The following is a 16,778-nucleotide window of genomic DNA, read 5'->3' as shown; positions in this document are numbered from 1 at the left end:
TACAGCAACAGTGCCGGGTATCCCGGCGCTGTTGTCCGTTTTAGCAAACAGGCAGGAAATGCCTGATACCTGGAGAGCCTTTTTTGAGCCAGGAATATACTGAAGACAAAGAAGTCACTTTAACGAAGTTAAGCAGCGGGCGCCGACTCCTGGAGGCGTTACTGATTCTTGTTGCCCTTTTTGCCGTCTGGTTGATGGCAGCCTTACTCAGTTTCAACCCTTCCGACCCTAGCTGGTCGCAGACTGCATGGCATGAGCCTATCCATAACCTGGGTGGGGTTCCTGGCGCGTGGCTGGCAGATACACTGTTCTTCGTGTTTGGCGTGATGGCTTACACCATACCTGTCATTATTGTCGGGGGATGTTGGTTCGCCTGGCGTCACCGTCAGAACGAAGATTACATCGACTATTTTGCGGTATCACTGCGTCTCATTGGCGCCTTAGCGTTGATCCTGACGTCCTGCGGTTTGGCAGCGATCAATGCCGATGATATCTGGTATTTCGCCTCCGGTGGGGTGATCGGCAGTCTCTTAAGCACTGCACTCAAGCCTATGCTCCACAGCAGCGGTGGCACCATTACCTTACTGTGCATTTGGGCCGCGGGCCTGACGTTGTTTACGGGATGGTCATGGGTCAGCATTGCTGAAAAACTGGGCAACTTTATCCTTAATATTTTAACCTTCGCCAGCAACCGTACGCGTCGTGACGATACATGGGTTGATGAAGATGAAGATGAATACGAAGATGATGATGAAGAGACATCGTCAACAGCGGATCGTCGTGAGTCTCGCCGCACGCGTATTATGCGAGGCGCGCTGGAGCGTCGTAAACGTGTCGCTGAAAAATTTGTAAATCCCCTTGGCCGTAAAACCGATGCAGCACTTTTCTCCGGCAAACGCATGGATGATGAGGAGCACGTCGAATACAGCGCCAGAGATGTTGCCGCCGATCCTGATGACGTTTTGTTCTCCGGTCACCGGGCAATGCCTGGCGATTATGATGAGTACGATCCTTTACTAAACGGCCATTCGGTCACGGCACCGGTTGCCACAGCAGCAATGGCAACCACGGCAGCGCAGGTTTACGCTGCGCCAGTGGAAGCTGTCACGCCTTCTGCACCTGTACTCACGGCAGACACCGATTTGCAGCAGCCCGTCATTGACTGGCAAACCGCACCTGGCGTTCATACGCCAGAGCCGTCAATTGCCCCTCAGCCAGAAAGTTACACTCCGGCTCAGCACCAGGAACACTGGCAGCAACCGTATCAGCCTGACACGACTTATGAACCACAGTCTTATCAGCCATATGAACAGCCTGTCGTTCCGCCGCATCAGCAACCTGCGCCTGAATATGTCGAGCCTGTTCAGGAGGATGTTGAGCCTGCGCCAGTAGTGGAGGAGACGAAACCGTCTCGTCCACCGATGTATTACTTTGAGGAAGTGGAAGAGCGCCGTGCACGTGAGCGTGAGCAGCTCGCTGCGTGGTACCAGCCAGTGCCAGAGCCGGCTAAAGAGCCTGTCAGCACGCCGGCATTTTCCCCCTCTGTTGCTTCTGATATGGGGGCCGCCTCAAGCGTTGCGCCTGTTGCGGCGGGTGTTCAGCACGCAACTTCACATGCGACAACCGCTGCAGGCGTTGCTGCACCCGTATTTAATCTGGCGGCAGGCGCTACGCCACGCCCTCAGGTAAAAGAGGGTATTGGGCCGCAGTTACCGCGACCAAACCGCGTACGCGTGCCAACGCGCCGCGAACTGGCGTCTGCTTCCTTTGGTATCAAAATTCCTTCTCAGCAAACTTCAGACGAGAGAATGGCTGAAGAGGATTACGATGACGCTGAAGAAATGCATCAGGATGAGCTGGCTCGCCAGTTTGCCGCGCAGCAAAATCAGCGTTACGGCGAAGAACATCAACATGAGGCGTTGCATAATCCTACCCAGGACAGTGAGGATGATGCCGCAGAGGCTGAGCTCGCACGACAGTTCGCTGCCACGCAGCAGCAACGTTATTCTGGCGATCAACCAACGGGAGCGAATGCGTTCTCATTGTCAGATTTTGAATTCTCGCCGCTAAAAGATTTGGTTGATGATACGCCGAGTGCGCCGTTATTTACGCCGAGCGTCATGCCTGAACAGGAGCAACCGCGTCAGTCGTTTGCCCCTACGCAGCCACAACATGTTCAGCAACCTGCTGCGCCGCAGCAGCCTCTCGCTGCACCGCCGCACTATGCGCAGCATCAGCCGTCTCCGGCACAACCGCAGGAAAGTTTGATTCACCCGCTGCTGATGCGTAATGGTGACAGCCGTCCGGTGCAAAGACCAACGACGCCGTTGCCATCGCTGGATTTGTTAACCTCTCCGCCTTCTGAAGTGGAACCGGTCGATACTTTCGCACTTGAGCAAATGGCGAGACTGGTTGAAACGCGTCTGGCGGATTTCCGCATTAAAGCGGATGTGGTGAACTACTCTCCGGGCCCGGTCATCACCCGTTTTGAACTGAATCTGGCGCCGGGCGTTAAAGCTGCGCGAATTTCCAACCTGTCCCGTGACCTGGCGCGTTCGCTCTCGACCGTGGCAGTGCGTGTGGTTGAAGTCATTCCAGGCAAACCCTATGTCGGTCTGGAATTGCCTAACAAAAAACGTCAGACCGTCTATTTGCGTGAGGTTCTGGATAACGCGAAATTCCGTGATAATCCATCGCCGCTCACTATCGTGCTGGGTAAAGACATTGCGGGTGAACCTGTGGTTGCGGATCTGGCGAAAATGCCCCATCTGCTGGTCGCGGGTACAACAGGTTCCGGTAAGTCTGTCGGCGTCAACGCCATGATTCTGAGCATGCTCTATAAAGCCCAGCCGGAAGACGTGCGTTTCATCATGATTGACCCGAAAATGCTGGAACTTTCGGTTTACGAAGGTATTCCACATCTGCTGACCGAAGTGGTTACCGACATGAAAGACGCTGCCAACGCCTTGCGCTGGAGCGTCAATGAGATGGAACGCCGCTACAAACTGATGTCGGCGCTCGGCGTGCGTAATCTTGCAGGTTACAACGATAAAATCGCAGAAGCGGCGCGTATGGGCCGTCCGATTCCCGATCCATATTGGAAGCCTGGCGACAGCATGGCTACTGAGCATCCGGTTCTGGAAAAACTGCCTTATATCGTGGTGCTGGTGGATGAATTCGCCGACTTGATGATGACGGTGGGTAAAAAAGTGGAAGAGCTGATCGCTCGCCTGGCACAGAAAGCGCGCGCTGCGGGCATTCATCTCGTACTGGCGACACAGCGTCCCTCTGTCGATGTCATTACCGGTCTGATTAAAGCTAACATTCCAACGCGTATTGCGTTCACCGTATCGAGCAAAATTGACTCGCGAACTATTCTCGATCAGGGTGGCGCGGAATCGCTGCTCGGCATGGGCGACATGCTTTACTCTGGTCCGAACTCGACAACGCCAGTGCGTGTGCACGGTGCGTTTGTTCGGGATCAGGAAGTTCATGCCGTCGTGCAGGACTGGAAAGCGCGTGGTCGCCCGCAATACGTTGACGGTATTACCTCTGAAAGTGAAAGTGAGGGAGGCGGCAGTGGCGGCTATGACGGCGCTGAAGAGCTCGATCCTTTATTCGATCAGGCGGTTAACTTCATTACTGAAAAGCGTAAAGCGTCCATTTCTGGCGTGCAGCGTCAGTTCCGTATTGGTTACAACCGTGCGGCGCGTATTATTGAACAGATGGAAGCGCAGGGCATCGTGAGCGAGCCCGGTCACAACGGTAACCGCGAGGTACTTGCTCCGCCACCGTTTGAGTAACTTGTCATCGTTTGCAAAGATGGGTAAAACAGTAAAAATTAAGCATTTTCTTCTGTTGCCTGCCGTTTGGCAGGTTCAGAATGGATGACAGAACCCCATTTCGGGATGACGAATTTAAGGACTGATAATGAAAAAAATCGCAATCGTCGGAGCATTATTGACCAGCTTTGTTGCCAGTAGCGTCTGGGCCGATGCCGCTAGCGATCTTAAAAGCCGCCTGGATAAAGTCAGTAGCTTCCATGCCAGCTTCACTCAGAAAGTGACTGACGGCAGCGGGAATGCAGTCCAGGAAGGACAGGGTGATTTATGGGTTAAGCGCCCCAATCTTTTTAACTGGCATATGACCCAGCCAGATGAAAGCATTCTGGTTTCCGATGGTAAAACCCTGTGGTTCTACAATCCATTTGTCGAGCAGGCTACCGCGACATTATTGAAGGATGCGACGAGCAATACGCCGTTTATGCTGATTGCGCGCAACCAGACGAGTGACTGGCAGCAGTACAATATCAAACAAAACGGTGATGATTTTGTTCTGACGCCGAAGACCAGTAACGGTAACCTGAAGCAGTTCACCATTAACGTGAGCAACAACGGGACAATCAATCAGTTTAGCGCTGTGGAACAAGACGAGCAGCGTAGTAGCTATCAGCTTAAGTCACAGCAAAATGGCGCTATTGATGCATCCAAATTCACCTTTACCCCGCCGCAGGGCGTAACGGTGGATGATCAACGCAATAAGTAAGAGGCGTGAGTGGGCAATCTTTCGCTCGATTTTTCTGAGAATGCGTTTCAACCTCTGGCCGCTCGCATGCGGCCAGAAAATTTAGCGCAGTACATCGGTCAGCAGCATCTGCTGGCTCCCGGGAAACCGTTGCCGCGCGCTATCGAAGCCGGGCATCTGCACTCAATGATCTTATGGGGGCCGCCGGGGACAGGCAAGACCACGCTGGCGGAAGTGATTGCTCGCTATGCCGATGCTGATGTCGAACGTTTGTCTGCCGTCACCTCCGGTGTGAAAGAGATCCGCGAGGCTATCGAACGCGCCCGGCAAAATCGCAATGCGGGTCGTCGCACCATTCTCTTCGTTGATGAAGTTCATCGTTTCAATAAGAGCCAGCAGGATGCATTTCTGCCGCATATTGAAGACGGCACTATCTTCTTTATCGGCGCAACTACCGAAAATCCTTCCTTTGAACTTAACTCTGCACTTCTCTCGCGCGCACGCGTTTACCTTTTGAAGTCGTTGACGACAGAAGATATTGAGCAAGTGCTCACTCAGGCAATGGAAGATAAAGCACGTGGCTATGGCGGCCAGGATGTTGTTCTTCCTGATGATACGCGCCGCGCAATCGCAGAGTTAGTAAACGGTGATGCGCGCCGGGCATTGAACACCCTGGAAATGATGGCTGATATGGCCGAGCTGGGTGACGCAGGTAAACGCGTACTGAAATCTGAGTTGCTGACGGAAATCGCCGGAGAACGCAGCGCGCGTTTTGATAATAAAGGCGATCGTTTTTACGATTTGATTTCTGCACTGCATAAGTCTGTTCGCGGTAGCGCGCCAGATGCGGCGTTGTACTGGTATGCACGAATTATCACAGCGGGTGGCGATCCTCTCTATGTTGCGCGTCGCTGTCTGGCGATAGCGTCAGAGGACGTCGGTAACGCGGATCCACGAGCCATGCAGGTCGCCCTTTCAGCCTGGGACTGTTTTACCCGAGTAGGCCCTTCCGAAGGGGAGCGCGCCATCGCTCAAGCCATTGTTTATCTGGCGTGTGCGCCAAAAAGTAATGCCGTCTATACCGCCTTTAAAGCCGCGATGGCGGATGCGCGCGAGCGTCCGGATTATGACGTACCGGTTCATCTGCGCAATGCGCCAACTAAGCTCATGAAAGAGATGGGCTATGGGCAGGAATATCGTTATGCGCACGATGAGCCAAATGCCTACGCCGCGGGCGAGGAATATTTCCCGCAGGAGATGGCACAAACGCGCTATTATCGGCCCACAAACAGAGGTCTTGAAGGTAAGATTGGCGAAAAGCTCGCCTGGCTTACCGGACAGGATCAAAATAGCCCTATAAAACGCTACCGTTAGCGCGATCGTTGCGGTAATGTTGGCATTGTATCCCTGTGGCCGCAGGCTGTGGTCACATTTCCCTCATTTAATTCGATAAGCACAGGATAAGCATGCTCGATCCCAATCTGTTGCGTAATGAGCCAGACGCAGTCGCTGAAAAACTGGCACGCCGGGGCTTTAAGCTGGATGTAGATAAGCTGCGCGCTCTTGAAGAGCGTCGTAAAGTTCTGCAGGTACAAACTGAAAATCTGCAGGCTGAGCGTAATTCTCGATCGAAATCCATTGGCCAGGCGAAAGCACGCGGGGAAGATATTGAGCCATTGCGTCTGGAAGTGAACAAACTGGGTGAAGAACTGGATCAGGCGAAAGCTGAGCTGGAACTTCTCTTGGCTGAAATTCGTGATATTGCACTGGCAATCCCGAACACACCTGATGATAGCGTTCCTGTCGGCAAAGACGAAAACGACAACGTCGAAGTGAAACGCTGGGGTACGCCTCGTGAATTCGACTTCGACGTTCGCGACCACGTGACGCTGGGTGAAATGCACGCAGGGCTGGACTTTGCGGCCGCCGTGAAATTGACGGGCTCTCGCTTTGTCGTGATGAAAGGGCAAATTGCGCATCTGCACCGCGCACTGGCGCAATTCATGCTGGATCTCCACACCGAGCAGCACGGCTACAGCGAAACCTACGTTCCGTATTTGGTGAACCACGATACGTTGTATGGCACTGGTCAACTGCCTAAGTTTGCAGGCGATCTGTTCCATACTCGTCCGCTGGACGAAGAAGCCGATAGCAGCAACTATGCGCTGATCCCAACGGCTGAAGTCCCGCTGACTAACCTCGTGCGTGATGAAATCATCGACGAAGACGACCTGCCAATCAAACTGACTGCGCATTCTCCATGCTTCCGTTCTGAAGCCGGCTCTTACGGCCGTGACACGCGTGGTCTGATTCGTATGCACCAGTTCGACAAAGTTGAGATGGTTCAGATCGTTCGCCCGGAAGAGTCAATGGATGCGCTGGAAGAAATGACCGGCCATGCTGAGAAAGTTCTGGAGCTGTTAGGCTTGCCGTATCGTCGAGTGGCGCTGTGTACAGGCGACATGGGCTTTGGCGCAACCAAAACGTTCGACCTGGAAGTCTGGGTTCCTGCGCAGAATACTTACCGCGAAATCTCTTCATGCTCGAACGTGGGGGATTTCCAGGCGCGTCGTATGCAAGCACGTTGCCGCACCAAGGCTGATAAAAAGACCCGTTTGGTTCACACGCTGAATGGTTCTGGTCTGGCTGTAGGCCGTACATTGGTTGCGGTGCTGGAAAACTACCAGCAGGCTGACGGCCGTATCGAAATCCCTGAAGTACTGCGTCCTTACATGAAAGGTCAGCAATACATCGGTTAATCTGTTTTAAAATAAAAAGCGCCTGAGGGCGCTTTTTTTATGCCTCTGCTTTGACTCGAAACAATATCAGCTCCTCCTAAAGTAGTAATACTCCTTTGAATGAAACCCAGCACATCATGTGCCTGAATAACCGTTTCTCTATATAAAAAACTATATAGCGGTCTATGCCGCATCTTTTTTGTGAGCAACCAAAGTGAGTATTTATGAAAATCAAAGCGCCTGATGCTTTACTGGCTGCCGAGGTAAGCCGTCGCGGATTAGTCAAAACGACTGCGATTGGCGGCCTGGCCGTTGCCAGCAGTGCGTTCACCTTACCCTTCTCACGTATAGCATCGGCGGCTGACGTTATTGCCCCGAAGACTGCGGCTGAAAAAGTGGTGTGGAGCGCCTGTACCGTTAACTGCGGCAGCCGTTGCCCGCTGCGTATGCATGTTGTCGATGGTGAAATCAAGTACGTTGAGACGGACAACACGGGTGATGATAACTACGAAGGGTTACATCAGGTCCGCGCCTGTTTGCGTGGTCGCTCCATGCGTCGTCGCGTTTACAATCCGGATCGTTTGAAGTACCCGATGAAGCGTGTTGGCCAACGTGGTGAAGGCAAGTTTGAGCGTATCAGTTGGGAAGAAGCTTTCGATACGATTGCCACCAACATGCAGCGCCTGATTAAAGAGTATGGTAACGAGTCTATCTACCTGAACTATGGCACCGGGACGCTCGGCGGGACAATGACCCGCTCCTGGCCGCCAGGAAAAACGCTGATTGCTCGTCTGATGAACTGCTGCGGCGGTTATCTCAACCATTATGGTGACTACTCTTCGGCGCAGATCGCGGCGGGGCTGAATTACACCTACGGCGGTTGGGCCGATGGCAACAGCCCGTCAGATATCGAAAACAGCAAGCTGGTGGTCCTGTTTGGTAATAACCCTGGCGAAACGCGCATGAGCGGTGGCGGGGTAACCTACTATCTGGAACAGGCCCGCGCGAAATCGAATGCCAGAATGATCATCATTGATCCGCGCTATACCGATACGGGCGCTGGCCGTGAAGACGAGTGGATCCCAATCCGTCCGGGTACGGATGCTGCGCTGGTCAACGCGCTGGCATGGGTCATGATCACCGAGAACCTTGTTGATCAGCCCTTCCTGGATAAATACTGCGTTGGATATGACGAGAAAACCTTGCCCGCCAGTGCGCCTGCAAATGGGCATTATAAGGCTTACATTCTTGGACAGGGCAGTGACGGCGTAGCGAAAACCCCACAGTGGGCTTCTACGATTACGGGTATCCCAGTCGAGCGTATCGTACAGCTGGCACGCGAAATCGGGTCTGCTAAGCCTGCGTACATCAGCCAGGGCTGGGGACCTCAGCGCCATGCCAATGGTGAAATTGCGACTCGCGCTATCTCAATGCTCTCGATTCTGACCGGTAACGTGGGCATCCATGGGGGGAACAGTGGTGCGCGCGAAGGCTCCTATGAAGTGCCTTTTGAGCGCATGCCGACGCTGGAAAATCCAGTACAGACCAGTATTTCGATGTTTATGTGGACTGACGCAATTGAGCGTGGCCCGGAGATGACGGCGCTGCGCGACGGTGTGCGCGGTAAAGACAAACTCGATGTGCCCATCAAAATGATCTGGAACTATGCAGGTAACTGCATTATCAACCAGCACTCCGACATCAACCGCACGCATGACATTCTTCAGGATGACAAGAAGTGCGAGATGATTGTGGTGATCGACTGTCACATGACCTCATCGGCCAAATATGCCGATATTCTGTTGCCGGACTGCACCGCTTCTGAGCAGATGGATTTTGCCCTTGATGCTTCCTGCGGCAACATGTCCTACGTCATTTTCACCGACCAGGTCATCAAACCGCGGTTTGAATGTAAAACCATCTACGACATGACTACTGAGCTGGCGAAACGTTTGGGCGTCGAGCAGCAGTTCACAGAAGGTCGCACGCAGGAAGGATGGATGCGCTATTTGCACGAGCAGTCTCGCAAAGCGGTTCCTGAACTGCCTGATTTCGACACGTTCCGTAAGCAAGGCATGTTTAAGCAGCGCGATCCCGAAGGGCACCATGTGGCCTACAAGGAATTTCGTCAGGACCCCCAGGCGAATCCGCTGACCACACCGTCGGGAAAAATTGAAATTTATTCCGAAGCGCTGGCGAAGATCGCTTCCAGCTGGGAGTTGCCGGAAGGCGACGTTATCGATCCACTCCCGATCTACACCCCTGGTTTCGAAAACTATAACGATCCTCTCACTGCAAAATATCCGTTACAGCTGACAGGGTTCCACTATAAAGCCCGCGTTCACTCCACCTACGGCAATGTGGACGTGCTGAAAGCCTCTTGTCGCCAGGAGATGTGGATTAACCCGCTGGATGCTCGCAAGCGCGGCATCGCTAACGGCGATCGTATCCGAATTTTTAACGATCGCGGAGAGGTCCATATTGAAGCGAAAGTGACGCCGCGCATGATGCCTGGCGTGGTCGCGCTTGGGGAAGGGGCCTGGTATAGCCCTGATGCAAATCGCATCGACCAGGCAGGCAGCATTAACGTGCTGACTACGCAGCGCCCGTCGCCACTGGCGAAAGGCAATCCGTCCCACACGAACCTCGTTCAGGTTGAAAAGGTGTAAGGAGTAACCGATGACAACCCAATATGGATTTTTTATTGATTCCAGTCGTTGCACCGGTTGTAAAACCTGCGAACTGGCGTGTAAAGATTACAAAGACTTAACCCCGGATGTTAGCTTCCGTCGTATTTACGAATACGCGGGTGGAGACTGGCAGGAGGACAACGGCGTCTGGAATCAGAACGTGTTTGCCTACTATCTGTCGATTGCCTGTAACCATTGTGAAGATCCTGCGTGTACCAAAGTGTGCCCGAGTGGCGCGATGCACAAACGTGATGACGGTTTTGTTGTCGTTGATGAAGATGTTTGCATCGGCTGTCGCTACTGCCATATGGCGTGCCCGTATGGCGCCCCGCAGTACAACGCTGCAAAAGGCCATATGACGAAATGCGATGGCTGTCATTCCCGTGTTGCAGACGGTAAAAAGCCAATCTGCGTAGATTCTTGCCCTCTGCGCGCACTGGACTTTGGTCCAATTGAAGAGTTGCGTCAGAAGCATGGCCAGCTGGCAGCGGTTGCTCCGCTACCGGGAGCGCATTTTACCAAGCCAAGTATTGTTATTAAACCGAATGCCAATAGCCGTCCGACAGGTGATACCACCGGCTATCTGGCCAATCCGAAGGAGGTGTAAAATGGGAAGTGGATGGCATGAGTGGCCGCTGATGATTTTCACCGTCTTTGGGCAGTGCGTCGCCGGCGGTTTTATCGTTCTCGCTCTGGCGTTGCTTAAAGGACAGTTACAGCCTGAACAGCAGCAACGTCTGGTGCTGAGTATGTTTGGTTTGTGGGTGTTAATGGGCATCGGCTTTATCGCTTCAACATTGCATCTGGGATCTCCTATGCGGGCTTTCAACTCACTGAATCGCATTGGCGCTTCATCGCTGAGTAATGAAATTGCCAGCGGTGCGATCTTCTTTGCAATTGGCGGGCTTGGCTGGTTGCTGGCAGCGATGAAAAAACTGCCTGCAGGCTTACGCACGTTGTGGCTTGTTGTGACAATGGTACTGGGCGTGGTCTTCGTTTGGATGATGGTACGTGTATACAACACCATCGACACCGTCCCAACCTGGTACAGCGTCTGGACGCCGATGAGCTTCTTCCTGACGATGTTTATCGGCGGGCCGCTGCTGGGCTTCCTGCTGTTGCGCGTCGCGGGTGTTGATGGCTGGGCAATGCGACTCCTGCCTGCCGTTTCACTGCTGGCATTGGTGATCAGTGCGATTGTGGCGTTAATGCAGGGGGCAGAGTTAGCCACTATTCATAGTTCAATCCAGCAGGCTTCTGCTCTGGTGCCGGATTATGGATCGCTGATGGCCTGGCGTATCGTCCTGCTGGCTCTCGCGTTGACCTGTTGGGTCATTCCTCAGCTCAAAGGATACCAGCCTGCCTTACCGGTGTTATCCCTTGCCTTTGTGCTGGTACTGGCGGGAGAACTCATTGGCCGTGGGGTGTTCTACGGTCTGCATATGACGGTTGGTATGGCTATCGCCAGCTAAAGCTTTATTTTGTTATATCAAGCCGGGGAAATAATCCCGGCTTTTTTATTTTCTATCATGAAATTTTTCAACTGAGCCCTGTTAATTATTTGTCTTATAAATTAATAAAAACAATCAGATAAATATTATACATACGGGCGAAGCGGGAAGGAGGATAAGTTTTTTAAATCGACAGGGAACAAATCGTGCGAGCCCCCTAAACCCATGGATTGACTTTGTTTTTGCTGGTGGCATGATGCGCTCGAAATCTTTACTTCCTCACGGTTTTTAATCCATGACCACCTATACCCGGCCAGTGCTGCTGTTGCTCTGTGGCCTGCTTTTGTTGACCCTGGCGATTGCGGTTTTAAATACGCTCGTCCCGCTTTGGCTCGCCCATGAAAACTTACCGACCTGGCAAGTGGGGATGGTGAGTTCGTCCTATTTTACCGGCAACCTCCTCGGTACATTGCTGACGGGTAAATTAATTAAGCGCTTTGGCTTTAATCGTAGCTATTATCTGGCTTCACTGATTTTCGCTGCCGGATGCGTGGGCCTGGGCCTGATGATCGGGTTCTGGAGTTGGATGACGTGGCGGTTTATCGCGGGCGTAGGCTGCGCGATGATCTGGGTGGTCGTGGAAAGTGCGCTGATGTGCAGCGGTACATCACGCAACCGTGGGCGTTTGCTGGCAGCGTATATGATGGTCTATTACGTTGGTACCGTGCTTGGGCAGTTGATGATCAGCAAACTGTCTACCGATTTGATGAGCGTTCTGCCGTGGGTCACTGGCATGGTACTGGCCGCTATTCTACCGTTGTTGTTTACCCGTATTGTGAATCAGGGCAGCGAGCATCAGGAGGCCACGCAGGTCTGGCCGATGCTAAGACTTCGCCATGCGCGTCTTGGCGTCAACGGCTGTATTATCTCCGGTATTGTGCTGGGTTCACTGTATGGCTTGATGCCGCTGTATCTGAATCACCAGGGCGTGAGCGACGCCGGGATTGGATTCTGGATGGCGGTGATGGTGAGTGCAGGTATCGTCGGTCAATGGCCGATTGGTAAACTGGCGGATCGCTATGGTCGCTTGCTGGTGCTGCGCGTTCAGGTATTCGTGGTGATTCTGGGTTGTCTGGCGATGCTCAGCAATGCCGCCATGGCTCCCGCGCTGTTTATCCTTGGGGCGGCGGGCTTTACGCTTTATCCCGTCGCGATGGCCTGGGCATGCGAGAAAGTAGAGCATCATCAGCTGGTGGCGATGAATCAGGCGCTGTTGCTGAGCTATACCATCGGCAGCCTGCTTGGCCCGACTTTTACCTCAATGCTGATGCAAAGTTATTCTGATAATCTGCTGTTTATTATGATTGCCAGCGTCTCGTTTATTTATCTTCTCATGTTGCTGCGCAAAGCCGGAGAACATCCAACGCCGGTGGCACATGCCTGATGAAATAAAAGCCTGTCGATGACAGGCTTTTTTGTTCCAGTCACAAATAAGAGTTTTAGACATTGTTTGTTTTAGGCGCCAGGTGATAATTGAATTGCGTTCTACCACTAAAAGGCAGCAATCATGTCTGGTCATCGTTTTTCCGCTACCGCTCTGGCAGTAGTGTTGTCTTTAACGTTTGCTACTGCTCCGGCAATGGCAAATCCTGGCAATGGTGAGGGCAATGGTAATGGCGGTGGCCAGGGTAATAGCGGCAACCATGGAAATGCAAACGCTGGCAACCACGGTAATAAACAGAATAACGCGCATCAATATTCCGGCAAATCGAATAAAAACGTAAGTGATGATGTTGATGTGCATGTCAGCTTCGATCATGCCCGTCATTTGGCATTAAACTATGGCTTAACAGGCTATGACTCTCTGCCTCCGGGTATTGCGAAAAATCTCGCACGTGGAAAACCCCTTCCTCCAGGAATTGCGAAAAAAACCGTTCCTGCATCGATGTTAGGCCAGTTACCTTCTTACCCAGGTTATGAATGGCGGGTAGTGGGGGACGATCTGGTGTTAATTGCACTCAGTACCGCAATTGTGACCACCATTATTAATGGTGTCTTTAAATAATAAAGTAAAAAGCCCGGTGCGATTGCCCGGGCTTTTTATTAATACATCACTTTGTGTCCGTATTGCTCAAGAATACCTTTCACACGTTCCATGGTCTCTTTCTTCGGCGGCTTAACGCCATCGAGCTTGTATTCTTCGCCCATCGCCACCCATTTGTGCTTGCCCAGCTCATGATACGGCAGCAGTTCGATTTTCTCGACGTTCCCCATATCACGAGTGAATTCACCCAGGCGATGCGCAGAATCATCATCATCTGACCAGCCTGGCACGACGACATAACGAATCCAGGTTTTGATCCCTTTACCTGCGATGTATTTGGCAAACTCCAGCGTACGGTGATTTGAGACGCCGACCAGATTCTGGTGGATTTCATCGTTCATTTGCTTCAGATCGAGCATGACGAGGTCGGTCACCTCAAGTAACTCATCAATGACCGGGTCATAGCGACGCACAAAACCATTGGTATCCAGACAGGTATGAATGCCTTCTTTCCGGCAGGCGCGGAACCAGTCACGGACGAATTCTGCCTGGAGAATAGCTTCTCCTCCGGATGCTGTTACGCCGCCGCCAGAGGCATTCATAAAGTGGCGATAGGTCACCACCTCTTTCATTAGCTCTTCAACGGTAATTTCCTTACCGCCGTGCGTGTCCCATGTATCACGGTTATGGCAATACAGGCAACGCATCAGACAACCCTGGAAGAAGGTAATAAAGCGGATGCCTGGGCCATCGACAGTGCCACAGGATTCAAAGGAGTGAATACGGCCAATAATTGACATTGCGGTGATATCTCCAGATTCGGCCCGTCCGGGACCTGTTTATATGCATAGCTCAGTTGGCTATGTCGAGTCTGTTTTGGCTGTTATCCATTTAGTATAGATGCCGGGCAAAAGAGACTTAACGTGGAGAGGGTGTTAAAAAGGCCCCACGGATGTGGAGCCTTTATTGTACGCTTTTTACCGCGTGATTTCAGTCAATTCCAGTTAGATGGATTGAGTGAAGGTACGAGTGATAACGTCCTGCTGCTGTTCTTTAGTCAGGGAGTTAAAACGTACTGCGTAGCCAGATACACGAATGGTCAGCTGCGGATATTTTTCCGGGTTTTCCATCGCGTCAAGCAGCATTTCACGGTTCATCACGTTCACGTTCAGGTGTTGACCACCTTCGATGGATGATTCGTGATGGAAGTAACCGTCCATCAGGCCAGCCAGGTTGGTTTTACGCACTTCGTCGTCTTTACCCAGTGCATTTGGAACGATAGAGAAGGTATAAGAGATACCATCTTTCGCGTAAGCAAACGGCAGTTTAGCAACGGAAGTCAGAGAGGCAACAGCACCTTTCTGGTCACGACCGTGCATTGGGTTAGCACCTGGGCCGAATGGCGCGCCAGCGCGACGACCGTCTGGGGTATTACCGGTTTTCTTACCGTACACAACGTTAGATGTGATGGTCAGAACAGACTGAGTCGGGATAGCGTTACGGTAGGTGGTCAGTTTCTGAATTTTCTTCATGAAACGTTCAACCAGGTCAACCGCCATGTCATCAACACGAGAGTCGTTGTTACCAAACTGCGGGTATTCGCCTTCGATAGCGAAGTCAACAGCCAGACCGTCTTCGTCACGAATTGGTTTAACTTTCGCGTATTTGATAGCAGACAGGGAGTCAGCGGCAACAGACAGACCTGCGATACCACATGCCATGGTGCGAACCACGTCACGGTCGTGCAGTGCCATCAGAGACGCTTCGTAGCTGTATTTGTCGTGCATGTAATGGATAATGTTCAGGGCGGTGACATACTGCTTAGCCAGCCAATCCATGAAGTGATCCATACGTTCCATGACTTCGTCGAAGTTCAGAACGTCACCTTTGATTGGTTCAGATTTAGGACCAACCTGGATTTTCAGTTTTTCATCAACGCCGCCGTTGATAGCGTACAGCATGGTTTTCGCGAGGTTAGCGCGAGCACCGAAGAACTGCATTTGCTTACCAACAACCATCGGGCTTACACAACATGCGATAGCGTAGTCATCGTTGTTGAAGTCAGGACGCATCAGATCATCGTTCTCGTACTGCAGAGAAGAGGTATCGATGGACACTTTAGCCGCGAATTTCTTGAAGTTCAGAGGCAGTTTTTCAGACCACAGAACAGTGATGTTTGGTTCCGGAGACGGACCCATGGTGTACAGGGTGTTCAGGAAGCGGAAGCTGTTTTTGGTAACCAGAGTACGGCCATCAACCCCCATACCTGCGATGGATTCAGTCGCCCAGATTGGGTCACCGGAGAACAGTTCATCATATTCAGGTGTACGCAGGAAGCGAACCATACGCAGTTTCATGACCAGGTGGTCAATCATTTCCTGAGCGTCTTGTTCGTTGATTTTGCCCGCTTTAATATCACGTTCGATGTAAGCATCCAGGAAGGTGGATACGCGACCGAAGGACATTGCTGCACCGTTCTGAGACTTAACAGCCGCCAGGTAGCCGAAGTAAGTCCACTGAATCGCTTCCTGAGCATTGGTCGCAGGACCAGAAATGTCACAGCCGTATTTCGCTGCCATCTCTTTGATCTGGCCCAGAGCGCGGTACTGTTCAGAGATCTCTTCACGCAGACGGATAGTCGCTTCCAGGTTTACGCCGTTTTCCAGATCGGATTGCAGAGACAGGAACTGAGCGTATTTGTCTTTCATCAGGAAGTCGATGCCATACAGCGCAACACGACGATAGTCACCGATGATACGACCACGGCCATACGCATCTGGCAGACCGGTCAGAACGCCAGATTTACGGCAGTTCAGGATGTCTTTGGTGTAAACATCAAACACGCCCTGGTTGTGAGTCTTGCGGTATTCAGTGAAGATTTTTTTCAGCATTGGGTCCAGCTCGCGATCGTACGCTTTGCATGAACTCTCAACCATTTTGATGCCACCGAACGGAATAATTGCACGTTTCAGTGGCGCTTCAGTCTGCAGACCAACGATTTTCTCAAGGGCTTTGTTGATGTAGCCAGCATCGTGAGAAGTGATGGTAGAAGCAACGGAAGTATCGAAATCAACTGGCGCGTGAGTGCGGTTTTCCAGTTTAACGCCTTCCATTACGTTGTCCCAAAGCTTGGTGGTTGCGTCAGTTGCACCAGCCAGGAAGGATTCGTCACCTTCATACGGGGTATAGTTTTTCTGAATAAAGTCACGTACGTTGACTTCTTTCTGCCAGTCACCTTTCGCGAAACCTTCCCAGGCTGTGGCTAACTTTTCATTAAGTTCGGACATGTGATACCTACCTTCTTAAGTGGATTTTTTATTTACTGCCTGAG

At 52.1% G+C, this 16,778-nt stretch carries 11 protein-coding genes; 9 read left to right on the top strand and 2 right to left on the bottom strand.

Annotated features, from left to right (window positions below):
- The first annotated feature begins 83 nt into the window (after positions 1-83).
- From AC0LWE_RS06180 to AC0LWE_RS06140, 9 genes are all read left to right on the top strand, one after another.
- Entirely contained in the window at positions 84-3,803 is a 3,720-nt protein-coding gene (locus AC0LWE_RS06180; protein WP_474265023.1) for a DNA translocase FtsK, read from the top strand.
- Between the two features lie 127 nt (positions 3,804-3,930).
- Positions 3,931-4,545 carry an outer membrane lipoprotein periplasmic chaperone LolA gene (gene lolA / locus AC0LWE_RS06175; RefSeq protein ID WP_012016812.1) on the top strand — a complete coding sequence of 205 codons (615 nt, stop codon included), beginning with the start codon at positions 3,931-3,933 and terminating at the stop codon, positions 4,543-4,545.
- A 9-nt stretch (positions 4,546-4,554) separates the two neighbouring features.
- A complete protein-coding gene (gene rarA / locus AC0LWE_RS06170) occupies positions 4,555-5,898 on the top strand; it encodes a replication-associated recombination protein RarA (protein WP_131488404.1) in 1,344 nt (447 codons plus the stop codon).
- Positions 5,899-5,990: 92 nt separating this feature from the next.
- A complete protein-coding gene (gene serS / locus AC0LWE_RS06165) occupies positions 5,991-7,283 on the top strand; it encodes a serine--tRNA ligase (protein ID WP_174342169.1) in 1,293 nt (430 codons plus the stop codon).
- Positions 7,284-7,486: 203 nt separating this feature from the next.
- Complete coding sequence (gene dmsA / locus AC0LWE_RS06160; protein ID WP_059178462.1) at positions 7,487-9,931, top strand: dimethylsulfoxide reductase subunit A; 2,445 nt, start codon at positions 7,487-7,489, stop codon at positions 9,929-9,931.
- A 10-nt stretch (positions 9,932-9,941) separates the two neighbouring features.
- Complete coding sequence (locus tag AC0LWE_RS06155) at positions 9,942-10,559, top strand: DMSO/selenate family reductase complex B subunit (RefSeq protein ID WP_012016816.1); 618 nt, start codon at positions 9,942-9,944, stop codon at positions 10,557-10,559.
- Position 10,560: 1 nt separating this feature from the next.
- Entirely contained in the window at positions 10,561-11,424 is an 864-nt protein-coding gene (locus AC0LWE_RS06150) for a dimethyl sulfoxide reductase anchor subunit family protein (RefSeq protein ID WP_059178460.1), read from the top strand.
- Positions 11,425-11,698: 274 nt separating this feature from the next.
- Positions 11,699-12,847, top strand: a complete 1,149-nt coding sequence (locus tag AC0LWE_RS06145) for an MFS transporter (RefSeq protein WP_059178459.1) — start codon at positions 11,699-11,701, stop codon at positions 12,845-12,847.
- A gap of 123 nt (positions 12,848-12,970) precedes the next feature.
- A complete protein-coding gene (locus AC0LWE_RS06140; RefSeq protein WP_202667071.1) occupies positions 12,971-13,468 on the top strand; it encodes an anti-virulence regulator CigR family protein in 498 nt (165 codons plus the stop codon).
- A gap of 38 nt (positions 13,469-13,506) precedes the next feature.
- Here AC0LWE_RS06140 and pflA read toward each other — a convergent pair whose 3' ends face one another.
- Positions 13,507-14,247 (bottom strand): pyruvate formate lyase 1-activating protein, encoded by a 741-nt coding sequence (gene pflA, locus AC0LWE_RS06135; RefSeq protein WP_012016819.1) that lies wholly within the window; start codon positions 14,245-14,247, stop codon positions 13,507-13,509.
- Positions 14,248-14,451: 204 nt separating this feature from the next.
- Entirely contained in the window at positions 14,452-16,734 is a 2,283-nt protein-coding gene (pflB, locus tag AC0LWE_RS06130; protein ID WP_131488389.1) for a formate C-acetyltransferase, read from the bottom strand.
- Positions 16,735-16,778: the final 44 nt, after the last annotated feature.

It is taken from the genome of Lelliottia sp. RD5 (assembly GCF_056032945.1).
This window is presented reverse-complemented; position numbering and strand designations above follow the sequence as displayed.

What these genes read in the sequence shown, in the direction of transcription:
- AC0LWE_RS06140 (WP_202667071.1), top strand. Translation starts at nt 12,971, where the DNA reads ATGTCTGGTCATCGTTTTTCCGCTACCGCTCTGGCAGTAGTGTTGTCT.
- dmsA (WP_059178462.1), top strand. Translation starts at nt 7,487, where the DNA reads ATGAAAATCAAAGCGCCTGATGCTTTACTGGCTGCCGAGGTAAGCCGT.
- pflA (WP_012016819.1), bottom strand. Translation starts at nt 14,247, where the DNA reads ATGTCAATTATTGGCCGTATTCACTCCTTTGAATCCTGTGGCACTGTC.
- AC0LWE_RS06145 (WP_059178459.1), top strand. Translation starts at nt 11,699, where the DNA reads ATGACCACCTATACCCGGCCAGTGCTGCTGTTGCTCTGTGGCCTGCTT.
- serS (WP_174342169.1), top strand. Translation starts at nt 5,991, where the DNA reads ATGCTCGATCCCAATCTGTTGCGTAATGAGCCAGACGCAGTCGCTGAA.
- AC0LWE_RS06150 (WP_059178460.1), top strand. Translation starts at nt 10,561, where the DNA reads ATGGGAAGTGGATGGCATGAGTGGCCGCTGATGATTTTCACCGTCTTT.
- pflB (WP_131488389.1), bottom strand. Translation starts at nt 16,734, where the DNA reads ATGTCCGAACTTAATGAAAAGTTAGCCACAGCCTGGGAAGGTTTCGCG.
- lolA (WP_012016812.1), top strand. Translation starts at nt 3,931, where the DNA reads ATGAAAAAAATCGCAATCGTCGGAGCATTATTGACCAGCTTTGTTGCC.
- AC0LWE_RS06155 (WP_012016816.1), top strand. Translation starts at nt 9,942, where the DNA reads ATGACAACCCAATATGGATTTTTTATTGATTCCAGTCGTTGCACCGGT.